This window comes from Paenibacillus sp. FSL R7-0273, assembly GCF_000758625.1.
Taxonomy (GTDB): domain Bacteria; phylum Bacillota; class Bacilli; order Paenibacillales; family Paenibacillaceae; genus Paenibacillus_AQ.
In genome coordinates this window covers 5,737,486-5,762,868 of the sequence record NZ_CP009283.1, presented here as the reverse complement: position 1 = coordinate 5,762,868, position 25,383 = coordinate 5,737,486, and the positions used below count along the sequence as shown (strand labels likewise).

Here is a 25,383-nt window from a genome sequence, read left to right as displayed (position 1 = left end):
CATTATGTACAGAGTCATGCTGATCGATGACGATATTCCAATGCTTAAGGTGCTGCAGCAGATGATTAACTGGGAGGAATTGGACCTGCATGTGGCCGGAAGCACGTATTCCAGCGCCAAGGCGCTCCATATATTCAGGGAGACGCAGCCTGATATCGTTATTACAGATATCGGGCTGCCTAAGAAATCAGGAATTGAGCTGGCTGCAGAGTTTACAGCAATGAAGCCCGATGTGAGGATTATCTTCCTGACCTGCCATGAGGATTTTCACTACGCTCAGGCAGCGGTAAGGCTGGATGCTGATGACTATCTGCTTAAGGACAAGCTGTCTGCAGAGCAGCTGGAGGCAAGCCTGCGCAAATCGGTTTCCCGCCTGAAATCAGGAATTGCGGGAAGCCAGCTGGAGAGCATGCCGAATAACGGGGGGCTGCTGAGACGTGCGCTTCTGCAGATGATCGTGGATGGCGCAGATCTGGAGCGGGTCCGTCCGCATGCCGCCCGGCTGGGAATATCCTGGAGCTATCCCTGGTTTATGATGGGCATCGTCAATCTCCGCTACTGTGCCTATGAGCCATTTTACAACCGGAGCAATCTGCCGCTTATCCGCTATGCGGTCTACAATATCGCGCTTGAAATTGCGGAGTCCTACGAAGGGATTACCCCGTTCATTGAACAGGAGCAGTTTATAATTCTGTACAATTACCGTCATAATCTGGCCGGTAACGATGCAGCATATTTTCATTCTTATCTGGAGGAGCTGATTGCCCAGAGCTCCGCCTACCTCAAGCTTACCCTGCAGATTGTTGCGGTATCGGACCGGCTGGCGCTTCAGGCCGCCGGAGCGGTCTATCAGCAAATCCGGCTGGGCCGGCCAGAGTTCTACAGCGCGGAACAGCTTGTTATGGCGCCCTGCGGCCAGCTGCTGGAGAACATGTTCTATCCGGCACCTCAAGGATTTGCCGATCCGTTCCGCTATAAGCTGGAGCAGGCTATCCTTGAGAAGGAGGTTGAGGCTATCCGTCTGGTCCTGGAGCAGTTCGGACAGGAGGCGCTAAGCCGCAGGACAGAGCCTGAGGAGTGGATCGGTGAGCTGATCCAGCTGATGCGCGGTGCGGAGGTGCTGTTCGCGCGCCGGAAGCCGGATGAGGATATTTATTACTATCTCGGCGAAGCAAGAACCGCTGAGGACACGCTGGGGCTTGCCTTTGGACGGATGGAGCAGCTTGTAAGAGAGCAGGGGATGTATTCTTCACCTGTACCTGCAAGTGAGCCGAGGCTTCAGGTTATTCAGGCGTTCATCGACCAGCATCTGACGGAGAATATTACTTCTATTGACATTGCACAGTATCTGTACCTGAATCCAAGCTATTTCTCCCGGTATTTCAAGCGCCTGACGGGTCTAAGCTTCACCGATTATGTGCATCAGTACAAAATGAAAATTGCGGCCAATATGCTGAAAAACTCAAGCCAGACGCTGGAAATGCTGGCGATGGGCCTGGGCTATTCCGATAGGGCCTACTTCTCCAAGGTTTTCAAAAAATATATCGGAGTGACCCCAAGCGATTACAAACAGAAGAAGCAGCTCCGGCGGACTCCCTGAATGCTTCAGCTCCAGTCCTGCCTCCGTATGACCTGCCGCGCATATATGCGCGGCTGTTTGTATGTCCCCTTTCCCGATTAAGCCCCTGTCAAAAAGGTCAAAATCTTACCTGTTACCGGTCAGAATCCGGCCCTTGAAATTGGGGTCCTTCCCGTATGATTATTTCAACAAATCAAGTTAGAGGTGATCGATGTGGAAGCTGTAAAAAAAGCCGCACTGACCGGCCAAAACCGGACCGCAGGCAAAAAATTCTGGACGCCGAAGCGGAAGGAAGCGCTGGTCGGCTGGCTGTTTCTGACCCCTGAAATTATCGGCATGCTGCTATTGAATGTGTTCGCGCTGGGGTTCTCGCTGTATCTGAGCTTTTCCAAATGGGATATGCTGTCCGGCGTGTCCGGCATCGAATGGATCGGGCTGGGGAATTACGCCGAGCTGTTCCGGGACCCTGCAGTCATTGAAGCGCTGAAGAATAACCTGCTCTACACTGTAATGACGGTGCCTGTTCCCATCGCTGTCGCACTGGTGCTGGCTGTTGTTATCAATAACAGTGTTTTTTTGAAGAGCTATTTCAAGGTTGTCTTCTTTATCCCGTATATCTCATCGATTATTGCCATCGCGGCTGTATGGAGCGCGCTGCTGCATCCGTCGCTGGGGCCGGTTAACCAGGTGCTGATGCAGCTTGGCATTGACTCGCCGCCCAAATGGCTGGTAGATCCGAGCACCTCGCTATTGTCCATCGCCATTATCAGCACCTGGGCGAGCCTGGGATATACAATCATTATCTATACAGCCGGCCTGACTAACATATCCAGTGAAATTTATGAAGCGGCTGATATTGACGGCGCGACGCCGGTCAGGAAATTTCTGCGGATTACGGTTCCGCTGCTGCGCCCGACTACCTTTTTCCTGCTCATTACGATGCTGATCGGCTCCTTCAAGGTATTCGATATTATTTCCTACCTGACCGAGGGCGGACCGAACAATTCATCGACAGTGCTTGTCTACCGTATTTATGAAGAAGGCTTCACCAACTATGATATGGGCTATGCTTCGGCCATTTCCTGGCTTCTGTTCGCAATTATCGGTGTGATTACAGTTGCGACCTGGAAGCTGCGGAACGAACAAGCTTAGGATAAGGGAGGGATTAAACATGCAAATCATAAGCAAAAATATCTCGAAATCGATTCTGACCCTTGTGATGGGGGTTGTGTCCATAGTTTTCCTGGTCCCGCTGATCTGGATGGTCTCTGCAGCCTTTAAATTTGAAAAGGATGTTATGCGTTTTCCGATCCAGTGGATTCCCGATAATATCAATGTCATTTACAATTTCAAAGCGGTGTGGATGGGCCGGGTGCCGTTTTACGATTTCTACTTCAATTCTTTGAAGGTAGCTGTTATTACGACGCTGCTTACCATTATTATCTCCTCAATGTCTGCTTACGGGCTGACGAAGCTGCATTTCAAGGGCAGAAATCTGATTTTTCTGGCGCTGCTGTCCTTTATGATTATTCCTGATCAGGCAACGCTGATTCCGCGGTTTCTGATTATCCGCTGGCTCGGATTGTACGATACTCATGCGGCTATTATCCTGATGAGTATGTTCTCGATTTATTTTACCTTTCTGCTCCGTCAATTTATGATGGACATCAGCGATGAATACATTGAGGCTGCACGGATTGACGGGGCAGGACATTTGCGCACATTTGCTTCTATTATGATTCCGCTGTGCAAACCGGTGCTTGCTACTGTAGCCATAATTAAATTCATCTGGACCTGGAACGATTACCAGAACCCGCTGATTTTCCTGATGAGCAAGAAGCTGTATACCATTCCGCTGGGGATTACGCTGTTCCGCGACGACTACACAAACAACTATGCCATTATGATGATGGCTGCCCTGTCGGCAATCATTCCGCTGCTGGCAGTCTTTATTGTCATGCAGAAGCAGGTCATTAACGGGATAGCCCTGGGCGGGGTGAAAGGCTAGACCTTGCAGGGCGGTGTCCGAAGAAGGTAAAAAATCTCCCCGTTGCACCTCAAAATTATACACTTGGCTGTCAGGGCAGCCCGATATACTAAGGTAGCAAAGAGGAGCATCATCCATTTACGGTCAAGGGGGAAAACAGGATGAAACAAATGTCAAAACGCAGAGCAGCGGCAGCGCTGGCCTTATTGCTGACCGGCGCCATTGCAGTCAGCGGGTGCGGGGGCAATTCAGCGGGCTCGCAGGAGGCCTCAAACGGCGGCTCGGCCGGTAACCCGGGCAGCGCATCGGAGCCGGTAAGCATCAAGTACTATAACTGGGATAATGAAGCGCAAACGGCGGGCACCGACGCCATGCTTGCAGACTTTATGAAGCAGAATCCGGATATCAAGGTAGAGCATGTGGTGCTGGTACCGGGAGACTCTGTTGAAATGCTGAAGAAGCTGGACTTTCTGATCTCTTCAGGTGAAGCGGTAGACGTAGTTGCACTGCCGAACCTGGGTGCAGTATATGAACGGGCTACAAGAGGGGCCCTGTCGCCGCTTAATGAATTGTACGAACAGAACAGCCTTGTTCCCGAGGAAGAATATTACGTCAATCCAAAAATCGATGACCAGTACTACGGCATGCAGCTTACTTCAAGCTTTAACTATGTCCTGCTTAACAAGGATGCTCTGGACGAAGCCGGTTTGCCGGTGCCGGCCTACGGCTGGACCTGGGATGACTACCGCGATTACGCCAAAAAGCTGAACAAAGGCGAGGGGGTAGACAAGCGCTACGGAACATACTTTCATACATGGGAGCTATACATGAATGCCCCGGCGCAGACGGTGATGAAGGACCCGTTCCGTTATGATGACGGCTCCACAATTTTAGCAGACCCGACCTACAAATACTTTTTCCAGCTCCGGAAAGATATGGAGGCTGCCGATCAGTCGGCCAAGCCTTACGCTGATGTGCTGGCGGCCAAGCTGAATTACCGGACCGAGTTCTTTAATGAGGAAGCCGCTATGGTACTGACGGGCAGCTGGACCATTCCTGACCCTGGCAATCAGGAGCAATATCCGCACAGCTTCACTACGGCCTTTGCTCCGGTTCCTCTGCCTCCGGCAAATGCTGAACCGAAGGATTATGAAGGCGGTAAATATTTTACCAGCGGCACCCAGGTGGTCATGGGCGCCACCACCAAGCATAAGGAAGCGTCCTTTAAGCTGATGCGTTATATGACAACAGCGGATTCGGAATCCAGACTGGAATTCTCCGGCTGGAAGAAGGCAGACAATCAAGTCGTGCTTGACCGTCTGATTGGTGAAGACAGGGAGCTGTACGACGTCGAGTCCCTGCAGAATACACTATTCGGCGATGATATCCAGTATCTGGACGCTTCCAGTGTAATTACCGTTTCTACTTCAGAATTGACGAAGGTAATCAATGACGGCTTCAGCAAATTCATGCTCAGCGACGAATCCATTGATGATGTGCAGAAATGGATGGTTGACGAAGCAGGCAAAATTATTAATGAAAAGGAAAGCAAGTAGCTTAGTGATTACACGGAGAACAAGAGAGCTTCGGGGACAGCCTGCCGGCTGCTCCGGAGCTTTCCTGTTCTTACAGGAGAATGGGGGCGGCGAGCTTGAGCCGATTGGAATGGAAAGATCATAAATACCTGCTGGATGGCCGGGAGCATCGGATATTGTCCGGGGCGCTGCACTATTTCCGGATTGTTCCGGAGTACTGGGCCGACCGTCTGCTGAAGCTGAAGGCCTGTGGCTTTAATACAGTCGAGACCTATATCCCCTGGAATTTTCATGAACCGGCGGAAGGAAGCTTCCGGTTTGACGGAATGGCCGATGTCACCGGTTTTATTAAAATAGCGGGAGCGCTCGGATTGCATGTCATTGTCCGTCCTAGTCCGTATATTTGTGCGGAATGGGAATTTGGCGGGCTTCCAGCATGGCTGTTGAAATCGGGGATGGGACTGCGCTGCATGGACGCTGAATATCTGGAGAAGGTGGACCGGTATTACGATGTGCTGATTCCGCTGCTGGTGCCTCTGCTCTGCACGAACGGCGGGCCTGTTGTGGCTGTGCAGGTGGAGAACGAATACGGGAGTTACGGCAATGATACAGCTTATCTGGAATATGTGCGCGACGGGCTGATCTCGCGCGGGGTAGACTGCCTGCTGTTCACATCAGATGGACCTACTGATGAGATGCTGATTGGCGGCACCGTGGAAGGGCTGCATGCCACTGTCAACTTCGGGTCCCGGGTCGCGGAGTCTTTCGGCAAATACCGGAAGTACCGGCAGGACGAGCCGCTGATGGTAATGGAATATTGGCTGGGCTGGTTTGACCACTGGATGCAGCCCCATCATGTCCGGGAAGCCGGGGATGTTGCCCTGGTACTGGATGAAATGCTGGAGCAGGGCTCTTCGGTGAATCTCTATATGTTCCATGGCGGAACCAATTTTGGCTTCTATAGCGGAGCCAACCATGGTGAAGGATATGAACCGACCGTGACCAGCTATGATTACGATGCCCCGTTGACCGAATGGGGTGACCCGACCGATAAATACAGGGCGATCCGGCAGGTGCTCGGGAAGCACGGTATCGACGCAGGCTGCCCGCTTCCAGAGCCGCTTCCGAAACTGGCTTATGGACGGGTAAGGCTGGCTGAAACGGCGGACCTGCTGAAGCAGCTGGATACCCTGGCCGCCAGCCGCACCCAATCGGTCACGGTCCAGCCGATGGAGCAGCTGGATCAGGCATATGGCCTGATCCTGTATTCCACAATGATTAAAGGACCAAGAACCGGTCAAAAGCTGCATCTGCGCGAGGTTCATGACCGTGCCCAGGTTTTTCTGGACGGCAAGCTGCTTGGTATAGTAGAGAGGTGGAATCCGCTGCCGCTCGAGCTGAATATTCCTCCTGAAGGGGCAAGGCTGGATATTCTGGTTGAGAATATGGGACGCATCAACTATGGGCCGTGGCTCCGGGACCCAAAAGGCATTACTGAAGGAGTGCTGATCGATAACCAGTTCCAATCGAACTGGAGTATTTATACGCTGCCGATGGAGCCGGCTGTGCTGGAACAGGTGGATTATGAGGTCAGTTCAGAAGAACCGGTAATACTGCCGGAGGAACGCCCGGCCTTCTACCGGGGAACCTTTGATGCGGAGGCTGTGGCGGACACGTTCCTGCGGTTTGACGGCTGGAATAAAGGAATAGCCTGGATCAACGGCTTTAACCTTGGCAGGTACTGGAAGGCCGGTCCGCAGCGCACTTTGTATATACCGGGTCCCCTGCTCCGCAAAGGCCGTAACGAAATTGTTCTGCTGGAGCTGCACGGTCCGGCTGGAGACCGGGAAATTGTGCTCACAGATGTGCCTGACCTCGGTGAGTCTGCCGCTGTGGACGAGCGGGTACTGAATTTTGTGCAGGAAGAGTAAGCTGAGAAAATTGCCTGAAAGGGAAGCAGCATGAGAAGAGGGAGGCTCTGCAGCTACAATAAGCTGTACAGCCTCCCTGATTGCTGATTTATAGGACAGCTGCGGCTCAGCCGTTCAGCTGAGACATCAGCTCTTTCATATAGCGGGTTCCGTGGACCCCGCCTTGGGGCTTACCTGTTCAATGCGGGCCAGCTCCTCTGCTGTCAGTTCAATGGCCGCGGCCTTTGACCGCTGTTCCAAGCTGCTCCTCGTTGTGCCCGTTTCCGTATACATCGGCAGTGTCAAAGAGTGTGACCCCGATATCAAGTGCGTGCTGAATGGTTTTAATAGACTCCGCATCATTGGTTTCCCCGTACATGCCGGGTGACATGCCCATAACTCCCAGTCCGACTGCTGAAACGGAAATTCCGCTGTTTCCCAATTCTCTGTGCTTCATATGCTAATCCCTTTGAATATAAGGAAGCAGCCCCTCTTTTTCGTAATAACGGATTTTGTGGGCCCGGCAGCAGGCGGTCAGAGGCTTCTTTTATAGAAAATGCCATGCTTATTATCCTCCTCTCCGGCTTACATCAGGTATCCCTGGCGGCTTGCTTTATAAAGCTTAAAGGTTAATGTACACATTAAGGCAAGCAGTAATTTATAGAGAATATCATAAACCGGTACAAGTATGGAAAAGGTCCGGCAAAGTTAGACTTTTGAACAGGTTAAAGAGTATGCTTTTATATAAAACACGCATTGCCATGCTGTATAAGGAGAATCCTGTATGATGCTGCATACCGAAAAATATATTAAATTCCCGTTTGGCTTCTGGTCGGGGGTACAGCAATTAGGAATTGCCCCCGCAGAGATAGTCCGGCAGGCCCGGCTTCCGCTTTCGATCATTAAAGAGCCCAAGGTTAGTGCTGCAGAGTATTTTGCGGTCTGGCAGGCTTTTGAAGAGCTGGCTCCGGATATTGGAGAGGGGATCACCGGGCTGGTAACATCTTTTGAAACGGTACACTATCCGCCGGATGTGCTGGCCACGTATCATGCCCGTGATTACCGTGATGCGCTCAACCGCATGGCCAGATATAAACAAATGTGCCCGCCCGAGCAGCTGATTATAACGGAGGCGGATGAGGAATGCAGGGTTGAGCTGCAATGGCAGCATGCAGAGTCAGCCATCCCGCAGATTCTGATCGGGGTTACGCTGGCGTATCTTCTGGAGCTCGGCCGGAGGGGAACAGGACAGGCTATAACAGCCCGCAGGGTAGAGTTCTCACATCCGGCTGCTGATGTAACAGCGCTGGAGGCGTATTTCGGGAGCCCTGTACAGACCGGAACGGGAAGGAACCGGCTCATTCTGCGGCGCAGCGACCTGGACCTTCCTTTTACCACCTATAATGAAGAGCTGCTGGCTATACTGACACCCGCGCTGGACCGGACATTGAACGAGCAGCAGGGCAGCCCATCAGTTGCAGAGACAGTAAAATGGATCATCAGGCGGAGCCTCATGGGCGGACATTATGATATCCAGGCTGTGGCCCGGGAGCTCAACATGAGTGACCGGACGCTGCAGCGGCGGCTGAGGGAGGATGGGGCAAGCTTCAAGGCGCTGCTGACGCAAGCCAGGCATGAGCAGGCCAGGGAGTACCTGTCAGATCCTTCGCTCGACATTAAAGAAGTCGCCTGTCTGGTCGGCTATGAGGATCAGAATTCATTTTACCGCGCATTCAGGATATGGGAAGGGGCTACGCCGGCCCGCTGGCGTCTGGAGCATACGGTTCAGCAGGAAGATGGCGTGTTCTGCAAGTAGATTGGCACGGCAGGCTAGTTACCCGGCACTCCCGGTAAAGTATGATTATCCCTGACGGAACATTCAGGTTCTGGAATACATCATTGGGGAGACATGCGCTATGGATATGAATTTGCAGGGAAAAACGGCCTTAGTAACAGGATCAACGAAGGGAATCGGCAAAGCGGTTGCCCTGGAGCTGGCGAGCGAAGGCGTGAATGTACTGATTAACAGCAGAAGCCGGGAGGAAGCAGAACGGACTGTGGACGAGATCCGCAAGGCATTTCCGGAGACTTCTCCGCAGGCAGCTGCTGCAGACCTTACAGATATTACACAGAGAGAAGCCTTGTTTGAACAGCACCCGCAGGTGGACATTCTGGTGAACAATATGGGCATCTATGAAATCATGGGCTATGCCGACGCAACCGATGAAATCTGGGAAAAATATTTCCGTACGAATGTGCTCGCCGCTAACGCATTATGCAGATTCTACCTGCCAAGGATGCTGGAGAATAACAATGGCCGCGTAATCTTTATTGCGAGTGAGGAGGCGGTCATGCCTTCAGGCCAGATGCCGCAGTATGCAGTGACCAAATCGGCGCTGCTCTCCCTTTCCAGAAGCTTGTCCAGATTGACCGCAGGAACTGAAGTGACAGTCAACACGATCATGCCGGGACCGACACTGTCTGAAAATGTGCAGCAGATCATTGAGGGAATCTACGCCGCTGACAATATCCCCTTCGAGGAAAAAGAAAAGAAATTCATGGCGGGGAACCTGCCGCAGTCGGAGCTCCAGCGCTTTATCAGACCGTCTGAGATCGGGAAGCTGGCGGCTTTTATCTGCAGCCCTTACGGAGCGGCGTTCAGAGGCTCGGCTGTGCGGATGGACGGGGGAATGGTGCCGACGATTTATTAAGGGTGTCAGGATAGAGCGTTCATATAAAGGGAGTCAGCGGTAAAATAGGCAGATGATCCGGCCGGTTTCCCGGTAACATTCTCTGCGGGGACTGATATGCAGGAAAGGCTCATCAGAGTAAAATTAACTGGAAAATAGTCAGTTAATTCTCCGGTGAAGCCTGCTAACGGAACTTTAGCTGGAAAAAGGTTACTTAATTTCGCCGGAAATGCTGGCGGAGCGGTAAATTGCCCGATTTAACTGGCGTTTTTACAGCTAATTACTGCAGATTCGGGGGAATGAGGGAATTAGGTGGCGAAAATCAAACTAAATGTTGCTGGGAGCATCCTCCTCCGGGTGATATTCGAAAAACATAGTAAGTAAAAGCAGCAGCCTTAGACTATTTAGTCTCGGGCTGCTGCCTTTTGCATGCAAGGAGAGGGGAGCTTGTGCTGCGGTGTAATCCCTGTACTGCCCTAAGCCAGCTCGATCACAGCCATCTGGTGATTCTCAAGCTGCGGGACAGTGAAAGTGATCCCGCCGTCCTGGTCTGCCGTGAACGGCAGCTCACTCATCGCCGGGGCCAGATAGACCCGCTTGACGCCTGCAGCGGACGGGAGCCGCAGGCTGACGGAGATATCGCGCAGCGGCACGATGTCCTCGATCACCTCGATGCGGCCCTTCAGCGCCGGAGCAGCATAGAGCAGGTGATTCACGTAGCGGCGCTCAGCCTGCTGATACTGCAGGGTGGTGATGCCCCGCGCCGGGAGGCTGGTGCTGAGGACTGGCTGCGGCAGCAGCCGGGACAGCGCATGGAGCACCATCGCCTTCAGAATAAGATGGCCGCCGTCCGCATATTCGCTGAATACATCCCAGGCGATGTAGATTCCGCTGCCGCTTTCGACCATGGCCGGCCCGTTGTCCTCACGGGCACCCGGTGTATGCTGATGCGAGCAGAAGGTGAAGACATCCCGGTTGAAATACGGATTCTCCAGATGGCCGAGGGAGTTCCCGCCGTTCAGCTCCACCAGGTGACCCTCGCCGTACATAACAAAGGAAGCGGGCTGCAGCGCACCGGGAGTGAAGTGCGGACGGAAATAGGACGGGCGGTACGTATTCGTTCCCAGCCAGCTCACTCCCAGCTCCAGCGCAAAAGCATCCCCGGCCGGGTTCAGGCCGGACCTGCCGGTAGCCAGCACTTTGCCGCCTGCGGAGGTAAAGGCGGCAATAGCTGCCGCCAGCTCAGGCCAGACCGGCACCTCATCCGGCAGCACCAGCACCTTGTATGCTGACCAGTCGCTATCTGTATCGACAATGTCATACAGATAATGGCCTTCGGTCAGGATGCGCACCGCTCCGGCATCGGCCAGATTGTTGCGTGTCCCCTTCAGCGCCTCGCCGCCGGGGCAGGCTTCGCGCGCAGCCTCCAGGGACAGGACGGCGATGTCGGCGACGGAGGTAACGCCGCTGCACCACGGCTCCTTCGCCTCGACCTCGGTATAGGCGGCTCCGATCAGGGCATAAGTGGCCTCATCCATCAGGCCGGACGGGTGAAGCTGGTCGCCGATGGAGCACTTCGCGCCGTGGGCGAGGCTGAGCGCGGCTTCATAGCGCAGCGCGTTCGGATGCTTGTAGCCGCCGAATTCGCCCCAGGAGGTATGAAATTTGCCGGTCATGCCGAGAAATTCCAGGCCGAGCGGCTGGGCATAACGGGCGGACAGCGGAAAGTGGTCGTAGCCCCAGCCCCCGGTCGGGAGCGATTCCAGCTCAAGGTGAGTGTTGACATGGACGAGGTCCCGCCGGCCCCGCTGCTGATGGCCGTTGTTGTGATAGACCGGCAGGCCGGGCTTCACGGCATCGATGGTCTCGCGGACGCGGCGCGCATAGTTGAGGTAAGTCTGCTCGCCCAGGCGGCGGGCGGCGTCTTCGTCACGCGGGTCCTTGCCCTCTGCAAGCAGGGCAGCGACGCAGTACTGGCAGCGGCATTTGCGTGCGCCGACGATGTCGAGGAAGATGCCGTCCGCATCGTAACGGGTGACCACCTCATGAAGCTGGGCCAGCAGAATATCCAGATAAGGCGTGCCCAGGCAGAACTCATGGTAGCCCGGCGTCATGAAATCCTTCACCCAGCGCGTGCGGTCCTCCGCGTCGCGGATCAGCCATTCGGGATGACGGCGGGCCAGCTTTTCGTCCAGGCCGGCAGATAAATAGACTGGTGTACGGACCCCTATTTCGTGGGCAGCCTCAATCATTTCCCCCAGCAGATCGAAATCAAGATGCGGATGGATCTCATTGGCTTCGCTGGGATGGTAGGCCCAGCCGTGATGGCATTTGGAGAATACAGTGATGGAATCGACATGGCCGGCGCGCAGCATGGACTGGAACTGGGCTTTGCTGAAATCTTTTCCGATGCCGGGAATGGCCTCGGAGGTATGGAAGTCGAGATGAACCTGACGGAAACGCATGGATGAACAGCCCCTTATAGAAATTGGATATAAAGCGATTCCCAGTCAATGTACCTCTTTTCTGCAAGCGCTACCAGTGATATTATAGACTTGAAATAGCACAAAACCGACTTTGAGATAAGGAGGGGATACAGTGCTCTGTCTGGAATTTACGATTCCGCCGCTGCCAAAGTTTGTCACGGTGGGGCTGGCCGTCTGGTCGCCGGGTGACCGGCATTTTGCCCGTACCTTCGGGGTATATGATCTGCTGCTGGTTAAGCGAGGAACGCTCTATATGGCTGAACAGGGGAAGGAATATGCAATCGGCCCGGGCAGGCTGCTTGTGCTTGAAGCAGGGCTGCCGCACGAGGGCTACCGGGTATGTGAAGAGGATACGGAGATTTACTGGGTGCATTTCATCCATGAGGGGAAGCCGGCTTATATTCTGCAGGAGGAGATTCCCTGGTCTGCACTGCTGGCCAAAGGAACGGTAGAGGATGAGGAGCCCTCTGCGCAGCAGCGGCTGTATATGCCGAAATTTGCTGCCGTAGACGTAGAGGCGCTGGAGCCGATTCTGGATGAGATGAACGAGATTCACAGCCGGCTGAATGCCGAAAATGCCCTGCGGCTCCACGTTCTCCTGGCTGAGCTGATGGCGGCGCTGCAGGCGGAATGCGCCCGCACGGCGCTGCCGGAGCCGGCGGTCCGGCTGGCCCGGGCAGCGGCGGCTTATCTCGACAGGCATTGGAAGGAGCCGTTTCAGGTGACGGGGCTGCAGGAGGAGCTGCATTTCCAAGCGGATTATATTACGAGATGCATGAAGCAGCATATCGGCACAACGCCGCTGCAGTATGTGCTGCAGCGGCGGCTGGAGGAAGCCAAGAAGCTGCTCAGCGGTACCGTACTCAGTGTATCGGATATTGCTGAAAGGATAGGCATCCGTGATGTGAATTATCTGACCCGGCTGTTCAGCGCAAGATTCGGCGTGACTCCAGCAGCCTACCGGCGGCGGCAGCGCCAGCGGGAGGAAGCCGCCGCCGCAGGAGAGGGCAGGGAGTAATTATCCCTCTTCCCCGGAGCCGCTGATCCGTTCACGGTATTCGGTTGGCGTGCAGTTATATAATTTGCGGAACTGGCGGGCGTAATAGTTCTGGTCATGGAAGCCGCTGTCCATGGCCACCCGGGATACCGGAAGGTCCGGATTCCGCAGCAGCGTGCAGGAATAGTCCAGCCGCTTGCGGATGACATAGTCCATGGGCGTGGTTTTGTAGTTACGGGTGAAGACCCTCAGAAACTGGCGGGTTGACATATAAGCCATATCTGCCATGGATTGCAGGGTAACCGGCTGAAGGAAATGCTCCTCAATATAGGTAACCGCCTCACCGATCCGCAGCGCCTTGTTGTCCTCGCGCCCGCTGCTGTTCTGATAATAACGGGAGAGCATGCCCACCAGGGCGGTAAAATAGGTGCGGACCATCAGCCGGTAGCCATCCTCCCTGCGCTCATGTTCACCCAGAATCAGATCAAGCAGCCGTGTAGCCTCCAGCAGCTGCTCGGCATCCAGCGTAAGCATGCCTTTGAAATACATCTCCTGACGGTAAAAGGGCTCGATGTAGAACAGCGCCTGGAAGCCCGGAAGCAGCCTGAGCTCGGGCTGCTGCAGCAGCTCCTCGGGCTGAAACATAACGTTCACATACTCAATGTCCTCGACATTCTTGTAACCATGGGAAACACCGCTGTGGATCAGAAAAACCTGGCCGGCCGTAACCGGATACTCTCTCCCTTCGATGATATGCACGGCGCTTCCCGACAGAATGACGACAAGCTCAGAAAAATCATGGCTGTGTACATAGTAATCATGCGTCAGCGGACATTTCTGGATCCGGAAGGTAAATCCGGGCTCAAGTCCGATGTCCCGCGCTAATAATTTGGTTGTCATGGCAATATTATGCTAAGGAAGGGCGATATCGTCAAGGCGGAAAAGGGCAGGCAGCGCTACCATTAGGTTGCGGGCATACCGCCGTAAGGGAAGCCACACGCCTTCGCGTAATTGTCAGGAGGGAAAAGCATGCTGCATTTATTTACTGATAAAGAAAACCAGAATTCCGTACAGCCGCACGTCCTGTTTCTTGGAGACAGCATCACGGCTGACGGTCAATATATCCGGCTGGCCGGAGAATGGCTGAAGGAGCACCGGCCGCACCCAGGAGTCCGGCTGTCGGCATGGGGAGTGCCGAGCGAGACGGCCTCGGGACTCAGCGAAGCGGCACATCCGTTTCCGCGGCCGTGTATCCACGAGCGGCTCACAAGGGAGCTTGCCGAAGCCTCCCCGGATGTAGTCGTGGCCTGTTACGGAATGAATGACGGAATCTATCATCCTTACTCCGCTGAAAGATTCACCGCCTATCAGGACGGAATGAGGCGGCTGAGCGCACAAATCCATGAAGCCGGAGCCAAGGTGGTTCTGCTGACCCCGCCGCCGTTCGATGCCCTCTCCATGAACGGCCTGCTGCTGCCTGCGGAGGCGGACGGCTTCAGCTATCTGGAACCCTACAAGGATTACGACCGGGTGCTGGAGCATTATGCGGGCTGGCTGTTATCCGGCGGCTGTCCGGCTGATCAGGTCATTGACCTGCGCACGCCGCTGCTGAAGCACATCAGGCAGGAGCGGACGCTTAACGCCGCTTACCGTTACGGTGACGGGATACATCCGGATGCCTCGGGTCACGGAGTTATAGCGCATACGCTTTTACAGGAGCTCTTTGGTGCAGAGACGGAATGATGGCCGGATGTGTGCCGGGAATAACCAAAGGTGACCCAAAGGACGGATTGACAGGCAAAATCAGCCGGGATTATAGTTAGGTCACCTAAGCGCAGGGGGAGTGAACCCATGAATGTACTCCAGACGATCCGGTCACGCAAATATCTGCAGCGGATTTTGCTCAGCTTTATGCTGGTGGTTGCCACACTTGCTGTTGCCTCGCTTTTTTTGAATGCCAGTGCCCGCAGCCGGGTGCTCAGCCTGCAGAATGAAGCTGACCGGAAGCTGCTGACCCAGATCAACTATAACGTTGAGAATATGAACGGCATCGTGAGGGATTTGGCCGTATCGCTGTACAACGACGAAGAGCTGCTCGCGCTGAAGTCAGGTGCAGATTACAGGCAGAGCATTCTAAAAATTGAACGATTGAATCATACCGTTGCCTCATCGCCGTATCTGCACGCCGCAGTCTTTTATAACGGCGCGCAGCAGCGGTTCTTCTCGTCACTGAATCATGACATTAATAACAGTACCTTGTATGGGGCTTTGGAGAGCTATATGGCCTCAAGGTCCGACCTGCCAAAGCTGCAGCTGATTCCTCTGGATCTTGACGGCAAGAACGACGGGATCGACGTGTTTGCCTTTTTTCTCTATGACGGGGAGGCGCTGGGCTCCATTAATGACAATGTGCTGATTCTGACGGTGAAGCCGGACTGGATGCTGGATAACGTGAAAGCGCTTAATCTGGTGGCGGAGCGGCAAAATGATGTGCTGTTCATTACCGACAGTGAGGGCGAGGTGCTGATTTCGACCGACGGGCTGCTGCCAGCAGGGCTTAACATCAGGCAGGATCTGCTGCCGCGGCTCACGCCGTCGGAGAAGCCGGTGGATTCCTTTATCTACAATCATGAAGACCGGAAATACAAGGTCACTTATTTAAGCAAGGCGCTGAATAACTGGCAGATTGTCAGCCTGCAGGATTATGATGTGGTGCTGGGCAGCGTGCGGCAGATGAAGTGGACTGAGGTGGCGGTCACGCTGTCTGTGGTTCTGCTTGCGGTCATGCTGTCCGTGTTCTTTTCACTGCGGCTGTATAAGCCGGTGGGCCAGCTGCTGACGCTGGTGCCGCAGAATGAACGCGGTGCCCCGCAGGGCCAGGATGAGCTGTCGCTGATTGCGGCCAATGTAACCGAGATGATCGGCAAGCTGAAGGGGCTTGAGCAGGAGCGGGCCTCACAGTCGAATATCGCCAAGGTGTACCAGCTGCGCAGCCTGGTCGGGGCAAGCGGGAGTGTAGACGAGAGTGCGTTCCTGCAGATCAGGGAGCAGTATGGCTTAGATATTGCTTATCCGGCCCCGCTGCGGCTGGCTCTGGTGCAGATTGACGATCTTCAGGGGCTTGCCGCCGGCCAGGGCGCTGCGATGGAGTCCCTGCTGTATTTTGCCATCGCCAATATCGGCCAGGAACTGCTGCGCCAGGACGGTTCATGCGAAGCTGTAGACATGAAAAGCGGGCATCTCGTCTTTATCGTAGGCAGCAGGGAAAGCGCAGCAGGTGGAGGCAGTGAAAGCGGCGGAGCCGGGGCGCTGGAGCAGCTGGGCGAGAAATTCAGAGAGCTTCAGCAAACGGTTCAGACTTATTACCGCATTACCTTTACGGTTACGCTCAGTGATGTGTTTACGGACTACCGCAGCATTACCCGGTATTATAATCTGGCGGTCCGCCATTCCCATTACCGGATGATCTACGGCAAGGGGGCGGTGCTTGAGCCGGAGAATCTGCTTGAGAATGAGCAGAATGAGACGCTGCGCATCCCGCAGGAGCTGGAGCGGCAGCTGATGGAAGGGCTGAAGGGCGGCGATCTGCAGGAGACGGAGCAGGCGATCCGCAGCTGGCGGGAGCTGCTCGGCAGCTTCAGCTACGAGAATATGTTCTCGGCGGTGCTGCATCTGGCAGTTACCCTGAGCAACACATTAGGTGAGATGAACAGCCATAACGTCAATCCCGTATCCGTCAATCTGCAGGCGATTAACCGGCGGATTCTGGAGAAAGAGACGCTTGACGAAATAGAAGCCGTGCTGCTGGAGGTCGTGCGCGAGGTTGCCGAGCAGCGGCGGAGCGGCCGCGAGGACAAGAGCCGTCTGCTGGCCGAAACCGTGAAGGAGATTATCGACCGGCACTATGCCGACCCGGATCTCAATGTGCAGCGGATTGCCGACATGCTGAAGATGAGCTCCGTTTATCTGGGCCAGGTGTTCAAGGCGCAGGAGGGTATAACGGTGGTTGACCAGATCAATGCGGCTCGCCTGGCCTATGCCAGGGATTATCTGGAGCAGAAGGATTTGACCGTGACAGAGATTATGGAGAAGGTCGGCTTCGGCAACGAAAGCTATTTTTACCGGCTGTTCAAACGCCGATACGGGACGACCCCGAAGGAATACCGCCTGAAATCAGCCATTGACCGCAGCAAATAAGAACGGAGTGCCGGGCCCGCGAGTGAGATTTTTTCATTCAGCGGGCCTTTTTGGCCTTTTGCCGCACAGCGGCAGCACGCCTCTGCCCGGAACAGAAATCAGGGAACTGTACAGCCCGGATTTACAGCATTCTTGCGATTGTACAGTACCGTAAATGCCTGCTGCTGCGCTATTCTAAGGCCATGCAAAGCCTGACACACAGGCAGCCGTTAACGAAGAAAGGAAGGGGCTTTGGTTATGCAGAAGAACGTTTCACTCACCGGGCAGGGGGCACAAGCGGGTGCGCCGCCGGGAAAGCGCGGGAAGTCATGGGCGGGAAGAGAGCTGCATCATTTTAAGAACAACCGTGAGCTGTTTCTGCTCTCCCTGCCGGGGATTTTGTACAAATTGATTTTTGCCTATATTCCCATGATCGGCCTGATTATCGCCTTCAAAAACTACCGCTATGATCTGGGCATCTTCGGCAGCGAGTGGGTAGGGCTGGATAATTTTCGTTATTTGTTCACCACCGATACAGCATGGCGGATTACCCGCAACACCGTTCTTTATAATACCGCTTATATTCTGGTGGGGACCTCGGCGGCGCTGCTGCTGGCGATCCTGATGAACGAAATCAAGGCCAAAGTGAGCAAGTTCTATCAGACGGCGCTGTTTCTGCCCCATTTTCTGTCATGGGTACTGGTCGGGTATGTCGCTTACGCCTTTCTGAACCATTCCGACGGCTTCATCAACCGCACGCTGGAATCGTTCGGCCTTGATCCGGTCAGCTGGTATCAGGATTCCGCGCCGTGGCCGTTTATCCTCATCCTGGTGCAATTATGGAAGGTGGTTGGCTTCAACACGCTGATTTATTTTGCCGGCATTATTGGAATCAACAGTGAATATTACGAGGCGGCGCGGATTGACGGGGCAACCAAACGGCAGATGGCGTTCAAAATCACCATCCCGCTCATGGCTCCGATCATCATCATCATGCTGATCCTGTCCATCGGCAATATGTTCCGCGGCGACTTCGGCCTGCACTATTTTATCCCGAACAATTCAGGCTTTCTCTACGGCTCTACAGATATTATTGATACTTATGTGTACCGTGCGCTGCGTGAAGTCGGCAATGTGAGCATGTCTGCGGCTACAGGCTTCTACCAGTCGGTTGTCGGGCTGGTGCTGGTGCTGACGGCCAACGGCATTGTGCGCAAAGTCGATCCCGATAACTCTCTATGGTAAGGAGGTGCCAGACAGTGGCCCGAAAAAAATTCGAATTCTCCAAGCTGTTCATTAACCTGCTGTTTACGGTGCTCTCGCTTATAGTCATTCTGCCGTTTCTGCTGGTCGTTGCCGTGTCGCTGACGGACGAAAAGTCGCTGACCGCCAACGGATACCAGTTCATCCCGGAAACATTCAGTCTGGACGCCTACCGCTATCTGCTGGACGCCCCGGATATCCTGTTCCGTGCTTACGGGGTGACCATCACCATAACCATAGTCGGAGCGCTATTAGGACTGCTGCTGACCGCGATGACCGCGTACGTTATTTCCCGGCAGGATTACCGGTATAACCGGGTGACCACCTTTTATGTGTTTTTTACGATGCTGTTCAGCGGCGGGCTCGTTCCCTCCTACATCCTCATTACGCAATACCTGCATCTGAAGGACAGTCTGTGGGCGCTGATTCTGCCGATCCTCCTGTCCCCGTTCAACATCATGGTCATGAAAGGGTTCATGTCCAAGATTCCGCTGGAGATCATTGAATCGGCCAAAATCGACGGGGCGCGGGAGTTCCGCATCTTTTTCCGGATCATTCTGCCGCTCTCCACTCCGGCGCTGGCGACACTGGGCCTGCTGATTTCCTTCACCTACTGGAACGAATGGTTTAACGCGATGCTCTATATCGATGATCCGAATAAGGTGCCGCTGCAGCTGCTGCTGGTGCGCACGCTCAACAGTATTGAGTTTCTCACAACCAATTCAGAGTTTACCGGACAGCTTGGCATTGATTTGTCCAGCTTCCCGAACAGCTCGGCGCGGATGGCGATTGCGGTGCTGGCCGGCGGTCCGATGCTGGTGATCTTCCCGTTTTTCCAGCGTTTTTTTGTCAAAGGGCTTACGGTTGGCTCCCTAAAGGGTTAACATACAATCATGTACAAAGTACAGGAGGTCACACACATGAAAAAAAGGCTGTTTGGAGTTCTGGCGCTCGTATTGCTGGCAGCATCGGTGCTTAGCGCCTGCGGCGGTAACGGCAACAATGGAAACAACGGGAACAGTGCAGAGGGCACTGCCACGGAAGGCGCGCAGACGGCAGCTCCGGCTACGGATTCCGGTACAGAGGAGCTGAAGCCGGTCGAGCTGACCTGGTATTATCCGCTGTCGCAGCTGCAGGCCGACCAGGCCAAGGTGCAGGAGGAAGTCAACAAGATTGTGAAGGAAAAAATCAATGCCACAGTCAAGCTGATGCCGGTCGCTGTCGGGGATTATGTGCAGAAGATGAACACGGTGCTGGCCGCAGGCGAGAAGTTCGACATTCTCTGGACCGGGTACATGCTGAAGCCGGAGGAGCTGGTCCGCAAAGGCGCCATTCAGCCGATGGATAATCTGCTAGATCAATATGCTCCTGAGCTGAAGGCCGATGTGCCGCAGGTGATGTGGGACGGTCTCTCGGTGGACGGGGAAATCTACGGGATTCCGAACCAGCAGATCAACGGCTCGCGTTACGGGTTCATTATCCAGAAGCGTTTTGCCGACAAGTACAATCTTGATACCGCTTCCATCAAAAAGCTCGCCGATATCGAGCCGTTCCTGGCCCAAATCAAGCAGAACGAGCCGGACATTATTCCATTCGGCGTATTCGGCACCTCCTTTATCAATCCGCAGTCGCATGATGACCAGTACTGGGTAGTTCCCGGCCTGGATGACCATTTCTATATCAAAACCGATGATCCAACTTACACGCTGCACCGTTACCCGGAGGAGGAGCTCGACAATTTCCGGCTGGCCAGCAAATGGTATAAGGAAGGCTATATCTACAAAGATGCCGCTACAGAAAAAATGAACGATTATCTGACCAAAGGCCAGATTGCCGTTGACTTCAACGTTACGCTCAAGCCGGGTGTTGAGGCAGAGGTAAAGGCCAAAAACGGAGGCAACGAGGTCATTACGGTTCCGCTGAGCGACTGGTTCTCCAACGGCTATTCGGCAACGACCAACCAGTCGATCAGCCGCACGGCTGCGAATCCTGAACGGGCCATGATGCTGCTGAATCTGGTGAATACCGACAAGGAGCTGTACAATCTGCTCTGCAACGGCGTAGAAGGTGTCCACTACGAGAAGACAACAGGTGACTACATCAAGGCACTCGCGGATTCGCGTTATGTGCCGAATATGGACTGGGTTTTTGGCAGCGTCTTCAACTCCTACCTGAAGGAAGGCCAGCCGGAGAATGTCTGGGAAGAGACGAAGAAGATCAATTCCGATTCCGAGGTCAATCCTGTCGGCGCCTTCAAGTTCAACTCCGAGCCGGTCAATACAGAGATCGCCAACCTGAACGCTGTCTGGGGCGAATATAAGCGCGGGCTGGTTACAGGCACACTGGATTTTGAAGAAACCTGGCCTGCGCTGTACGGCAAGCTGAAGGAAGCAGGCGAAGAGAAATACGTGGCGGAAGTAACGAAGCAATTCGAGCAGTTCCTGAAGGATAAAGGCTTGAAGAAGTAAGACTAGAGACACTGCAATACTGGAGAAACCTGCTGCTCATTGACGGCTTTGCCCATTTAAACATGCTGGCAGGGCCGTTCTTATTTTAATCCGAAAGGAAGAGGAGCTTTGGTGAAAAAAAGGTTGCTTGCAGCGCTTATGGCTGGTCTGCTGTTCATGACGATCCCCGTTCCGGCCGTAACGTCTTCTGTGTCTGCGGAAGGTACAAATCCTGGAATGACGTTTTATGTAGCTACAAATGGAAGCGATTCCAATAGTGGGACGCTGAATGCCCCGTTTCTGACGCTGGAAAAAGCGCGTGACACCATCCGTACGCTGAAAACGGAGGACGGGCTGCCGGAGGGCGGAGTAACGGTCATGCTGCGCGAAGGCCGGTATGAGCGGACCGCAAGCTTCGAGCTGCGCCAGCAGGATTCAGGTGAAGCGGGCAAGCCTATCATTTACACGGCTTATCCGGGAGAGTCCGTAACGTTATCCGGCTCTAAGCACCTGGCGAAGTCGGCATTCGTCCCGGTCACTGATTCGGCAATACTTAGCCGCATTATCAGCCCGGATGCGAGAACCAAGGTGCTGGCTGCCGATCTGGCAGCGCTGGGCATTACCGATTACGGCCAGCTCAGCCGCCACGGCTATTATCTGGCGAATGATCTGAGCGAGGTGCCGCCGATGGAGCTGTATGTGGCCGGGGAAGGGATGACACTGGCCCGCTGGCCTAATGAGTCCACTGTCCAGATGGATGAAATTATTGATCCGGGTCCGACGCGGCGTGATCCGAACGGGGAGGTTCACACGCGCGGCGGCACCTTTACCTACACGTATGACCGGCCCCAGTACTGGACAGAGGCTGAGGATATCTGGCTGGACGGGATTTTCGGCTACAGCTGGGAATGGTCGTACAACAAAATCGCCTCAATCGATACAGCCGCCAAAACGATCACCCTCCGTTACGGGGAGATGAGCGGGCTGTTCAAGAACTGGTATCCGGATTTTCATTTTGCGCAAAATCTGCTTGAAGAGATCGACATGCCCGGTGAGTATTACATCGACCGTACCGCAGGCAAGCTGTACTTCCTGCCCAATGCCAGCTTTACAGCTTCAGCAGACCCGGATATTGAAGTCACGATGCTCAAAACACCAATGATCAACGCGCTCAACGCCTCATACATCGACTTCTCGGAGCTTGTGCTGGAGAACGGCCGCGATTCGGCTGCGGTATTCATGGGCGGCAGCCATATGCGTATCCTGAACAGCGAGATCCGCAATTTCAACAACAGCGGCGTACTGATCAATACGCAAAGCCGTTTCTACTATAACAACTTTGAAGGCGCACCCGGAACCGATCACGACATTATCAGCACCCATATCCATCATATCGGCGGCACGGCCGTTACATTGACAGGCGGCAACAAAACAACACTGCAGCCGGGAAACAACGCCGTGGAGAACTCGCATATCCATGATTTTGCCTATTACCACAAGGCTTATAATCCGGGGGTTCTGCTATCCGGTGTCGGCAACCGGATGTCACATAACGAGCTGCATGACGCGCCCCATCCCGGCGTGCTGATCTTCGGCAACGACCACACCGTGGATTATAACGAGATCTATGATGTGTGCACCACCTTTTCCGACCTCGGCGCGATCTATATGAATGCGGGCGAGCAGCCCCATGAGCGGGGCACCGTCATTAAGCGCAACTACTTCCATAACATCGGGGAGAGCAAGGCGGGGGTAGAGGGCGTCTATCCCGACAACTTCACGATGGGGCTGACCATTGACGAGAATATTTTTTATAAAATGGGCAATTCGGCCATTAAAAATAACGGCGGCGCACACATCCAGACCCGGAACAATATTTTTATCGACAGCAAAATTCCGTACGATTATGCCGACCTGTACCTCGGCGACGAGCCGGATGACCAGGTGCCGTTAAATTACATGCCAAAGTGGCAGGCGCTGTTCGCAGCGAACAACAATTTTACAGGTACGCCTTACATGGCGAAGTATCCCGAGCTGGCGGACTTTTTCACGGAAAACCGTTATTATCCTGATACCAACACGTTCCAGGGAAATGTCATTTACAATCCGGTGGTAACGCGCAGTGTAACCACCAATGTGTACGGGGCGTATGACAAATTCGGGCTGGTGCAATATGCGGATAACTGGGTAACCACAGCAGACCCTGGCTTCACCAATCTGGCCGGAGGAGATCTGTCTCTGCGTCCGGATGCAGAGGTATTCAGTGCCATACCGGGCTTCCCGGACATTCCGTTCGCCGACATCGGCATCAACGGCAAAGCGGGCACAACTGCAGGAGCGGGTAGCTATCCAGTACAGGAGGTAGTGGTTTACGATAATGCGGTTAAAGTAGACCGCTGGAAAACAGTCAAGCTGCGCACGGCGGTTCTGCCGTGGAATGCGGATCATCCTGCGCTGACCTTTACCTCTGCTGATCCTGCTGTCGCATCCGTGGACAGTGCTGGTGTCGTTACCGGAGGAGCGGTTGTAGGCAGCACGGTGATTACGGTGGCTTCAGCGGAAAATCCGCTGCTTACAGCCCAGGTTAGCGTGACCGTGGAGGCGGGCGACGGCGTAATGGATTTCACCAATTTCGAATCGGGGGCGAACGGCTGGAGCCAGGATGCCTACCGCAGCATCGAGAAGATCGGCGGGAACCGCTGGTACAAGGTGCTGAACGGGGCCTCGTCACTCAGCGCCAAAAGCTTCTCCGAATATGAGCTGAGCTTCCGGCTGAAAACGCCGGCGGTGATGGGCGACAATGTGACCCTATATGTGTTTGACCGGCAGGCCGGCAGCGGCTCCAGCCGGATCGGTTATAAGACGCGGGCTGACGGCAGCTCGGCCTGGCTGCTCTACAATTCAGCCTGGACAGTGCTGAAGGAAGTGAAGCTGCCAGAGAATGACCTGCTGCCGGATACGGAATATAACGTCAAAATGCTCGTAAAAGGCGGAGACATCAGCCTCTATCTCGACGGGGAATTCCGCCTGAAAGGCAATGACCCCGGACATAATGCGGCGGGGAAGGTCGGCTTCTACGTCAATAATGTCAGCCACATGCTGTTCGATGACATTCAGTTCAAGGCCCCGACCACGGAGCTGGCCGGAATCATTCCGGCGGAGAGAGAGGTGCGGCTTGCCGCCGGGGAACAGCAGCAGCTGCACCTGTCCTTCGATCCTTCGGATACGCCTGACACGGGAGTTACCTGGCAGTCGGCCAACCCGGCGGTAGCTGCTGTAGATCACACAGGAGTCGTCAGCGCCGTGTATGAAGGAAACACAGTAATTACAGCGGTATCAGTGGCAAATCCGCTGATTAAGGCAGATATTGCCGTAACCGTCTCTAATATCATGCATGAGACTACCTTTGAGAACGGCGGCAACGGCTGGCCGGTGGACCCTAACCGCAGCATTTCTGCCGATCCTGACGGGAACCGGCGTTACAAGCTGCTGAACGGGGCTACTGCGCTGCTCGAGCGCAGCTTTACGTCCTACCAGCTGGAGTTCAAACTGAAGACACCGTCCGTGATGCCGGATAACGGGATTCTCTATCTCTTTGACCGCCAGGACAGCGCCGGCTCGACCCGGATCGGCTACCGGACCCGGGCAGACGGCACCTCGGCCTGGATTCTGTACAATACTGCCTGGCTGAAGCTGACCGAGTCCGTCCTGCCGGGGCATGACCTGCAGCCGGATACGGAATATACGGTGAAGCTGACGGCCAAGGACGGCGATATCAGCGTATATGTAGACGGCGCGCTAAGGCTGGCCGGCAGCGATCCGGGCCACCGGCCTTCGGGCAAGGTCGGCTTCTACACCAGCGGCTTTGACTATATGCTGTTCGACGACATTGTGTTCTCGGTTATGCCTTGAATGGTTGAGGCTTGCTGGGTCCTCCGAGCCCTCCCTGCGGGGAGGGCTTTTTGGTTTCTGGGGTAACGGAAGAGCGGGGAGAGTTAGTGGGAGTGGGTAGGAGCAGGGAAGGGCGGGGGAGATTTGGTGAGGAGTGTGTAGGAGCAAGAGGGCTGGAAAAGTAGGGAGGAAGGGCTGAGACGGGGAGAGAAACGTTGAATCTGGATGATATTAATGGTAGAAATCCCGTTAAATCAGCCTGCCGTGGCTGGAGAGGGCAGAAATAACGGTAGAAATCCCGTTAAATCAGCCTGCGATGGCTGGAGTGGGTGGAAATAACGGTAGAAATCCCGTTAAATCGGACTGCGATGGCTGGAGAGGGCCGGAATAACGGTAGAAATCCCGTTAATTAGGCCTGTGAT

At 54.5% G+C, this 25,383-nt stretch carries 17 protein-coding genes; 14 read left to right on the top strand and 3 right to left on the bottom strand.

The annotated features are described in order from the left end of the window. Positions 1-4 precede the first annotated feature (4 nt). The 5 genes from R70723_RS24740 (at position 5) to R70723_RS24720 (ending at position 7,032) form a co-directional block, all read left to right on the top strand. Positions 5-1,600 (top strand): response regulator transcription factor, encoded by a 1,596-nt coding sequence (locus R70723_RS24740; RefSeq protein ID WP_039876409.1) that lies wholly within the window; start codon positions 5-7, stop codon positions 1,598-1,600. A 192-nt stretch (positions 1,601-1,792) separates the two neighbouring features. Then, positions 1,793-2,731 (top strand): carbohydrate ABC transporter permease, encoded by a 939-nt coding sequence (locus R70723_RS24735; protein WP_047171225.1) that lies wholly within the window; start codon positions 1,793-1,795, stop codon positions 2,729-2,731. A 19-nt stretch (positions 2,732-2,750) separates the two neighbouring features. Further along, the gene (locus R70723_RS24730) at positions 2,751-3,587 is read left to right on the top strand and encodes a carbohydrate ABC transporter permease (protein ID WP_039876406.1); all 837 of its coding nucleotides are present in this window, start codon (positions 2,751-2,753) and stop codon (positions 3,585-3,587) included. A gap of 140 nt (positions 3,588-3,727) precedes the next feature. Then, positions 3,728-5,122 carry an ABC transporter substrate-binding protein gene (locus R70723_RS24725; protein WP_039876403.1) on the top strand — a complete coding sequence of 465 codons (1,395 nt, stop codon included), beginning with the start codon at positions 3,728-3,730 and terminating at the stop codon, positions 5,120-5,122. A 95-nt stretch (positions 5,123-5,217) separates the two neighbouring features. Beyond that, the gene (locus R70723_RS24720) at positions 5,218-7,032 is read left to right on the top strand and encodes a glycoside hydrolase family 35 protein (RefSeq protein ID WP_039876401.1); all 1,815 of its coding nucleotides are present in this window, start codon (positions 5,218-5,220) and stop codon (positions 7,030-7,032) included. Between the two features lie 208 nt (positions 7,033-7,240). Here R70723_RS24720 and R70723_RS24715 read toward each other — a convergent pair whose 3' ends face one another. Beyond that, positions 7,241-7,468: an aldo/keto reductase gene (locus R70723_RS24715; protein ID WP_039876399.1), complete on the bottom strand. Its 228-nt coding sequence runs from the start codon at positions 7,466-7,468 to the stop codon at positions 7,241-7,243. A 330-nt stretch (positions 7,469-7,798) separates the two neighbouring features. On the opposite strand from R70723_RS24715, the gene R70723_RS24710 reads away from it, so the two are divergent. Together R70723_RS24710 and R70723_RS24705 are read left to right on the top strand one after the other, a co-directional pair. Next, the gene (locus R70723_RS24710; RefSeq protein ID WP_039879238.1) at positions 7,799-8,827 is read left to right on the top strand and encodes a helix-turn-helix transcriptional regulator; all 1,029 of its coding nucleotides are present in this window, start codon (positions 7,799-7,801) and stop codon (positions 8,825-8,827) included. 100 nt (positions 8,828-8,927) lie between these two features. Continuing rightward, positions 8,928-9,722 (top strand): SDR family NAD(P)-dependent oxidoreductase, encoded by a 795-nt coding sequence (locus R70723_RS24705; RefSeq protein ID WP_039876396.1) that lies wholly within the window; start codon positions 8,928-8,930, stop codon positions 9,720-9,722. A gap of 455 nt (positions 9,723-10,177) precedes the next feature. Here the strand turns inward: R70723_RS24705 and R70723_RS24700 are convergent, their stop codons facing one another. Next, the gene (locus tag R70723_RS24700) at positions 10,178-12,166 is read right to left on the bottom strand and encodes an alpha-amylase family protein (RefSeq protein ID WP_039876393.1); all 1,989 of its coding nucleotides are present in this window, start codon (positions 12,164-12,166) and stop codon (positions 10,178-10,180) included. A 133-nt stretch (positions 12,167-12,299) separates the two neighbouring features. Between R70723_RS24700 and R70723_RS24695 the strand changes: the two genes are divergently transcribed. Further along, positions 12,300-13,205 carry a helix-turn-helix transcriptional regulator gene (locus R70723_RS24695; RefSeq protein ID WP_039876389.1) on the top strand — a complete coding sequence of 302 codons (906 nt, stop codon included), beginning with the start codon at positions 12,300-12,302 and terminating at the stop codon, positions 13,203-13,205. Here R70723_RS24695 and R70723_RS24690 read toward each other — a convergent pair whose 3' ends face one another. Beyond that, entirely contained in the window at positions 13,206-14,084 is an 879-nt protein-coding gene (locus R70723_RS24690) for a helix-turn-helix domain-containing protein (RefSeq protein WP_052421459.1), read from the bottom strand. A 129-nt stretch (positions 14,085-14,213) separates the two neighbouring features. Between R70723_RS24690 and R70723_RS24685 the strand changes: the two genes are divergently transcribed. The 6 genes from R70723_RS24685 to R70723_RS24660 all read left to right on the top strand — a co-directional run bounded on the left by R70723_RS24685 (position 14,214) and on the right by R70723_RS24660 (position 24,982). Beyond that, complete coding sequence (locus R70723_RS24685; protein WP_052421458.1) at positions 14,214-14,927, top strand: GDSL-type esterase/lipase family protein; 714 nt, start codon at positions 14,214-14,216, stop codon at positions 14,925-14,927. A gap of 108 nt (positions 14,928-15,035) precedes the next feature. Further along, positions 15,036-17,381 carry an AraC family transcriptional regulator gene (locus R70723_RS24680; RefSeq protein WP_039876386.1) on the top strand — a complete coding sequence of 782 codons (2,346 nt, stop codon included), beginning with the start codon at positions 15,036-15,038 and terminating at the stop codon, positions 17,379-17,381. A gap of 237 nt (positions 17,382-17,618) precedes the next feature. Continuing rightward, positions 17,619-18,605, top strand: a complete 987-nt coding sequence (locus R70723_RS24675) for an ABC transporter permease (protein WP_039876382.1) — start codon at positions 17,619-17,621, stop codon at positions 18,603-18,605. Continuing rightward, positions 18,599-19,507, top strand: a complete 909-nt coding sequence (locus tag R70723_RS24670; protein WP_039876379.1) for a carbohydrate ABC transporter permease — start codon at positions 18,599-18,601, stop codon at positions 19,505-19,507. Before R70723_RS24675 ends, R70723_RS24670 begins: the two co-directional genes overlap by 7 nt. 36 nt (positions 19,508-19,543) lie before the next feature. Continuing rightward, positions 19,544-21,091, top strand: a complete 1,548-nt coding sequence (locus R70723_RS24665; RefSeq protein ID WP_039876376.1) for an ABC transporter substrate-binding protein — start codon at positions 19,544-19,546, stop codon at positions 21,089-21,091. Between the two features lie 111 nt (positions 21,092-21,202). Beyond that, entirely contained in the window at positions 21,203-24,982 is a 3,780-nt protein-coding gene (locus tag R70723_RS24660; RefSeq protein ID WP_039876374.1) for an Ig-like domain-containing protein, read from the top strand. The last annotated feature ends 401 nt before the right edge of the window (positions 24,983-25,383 follow it).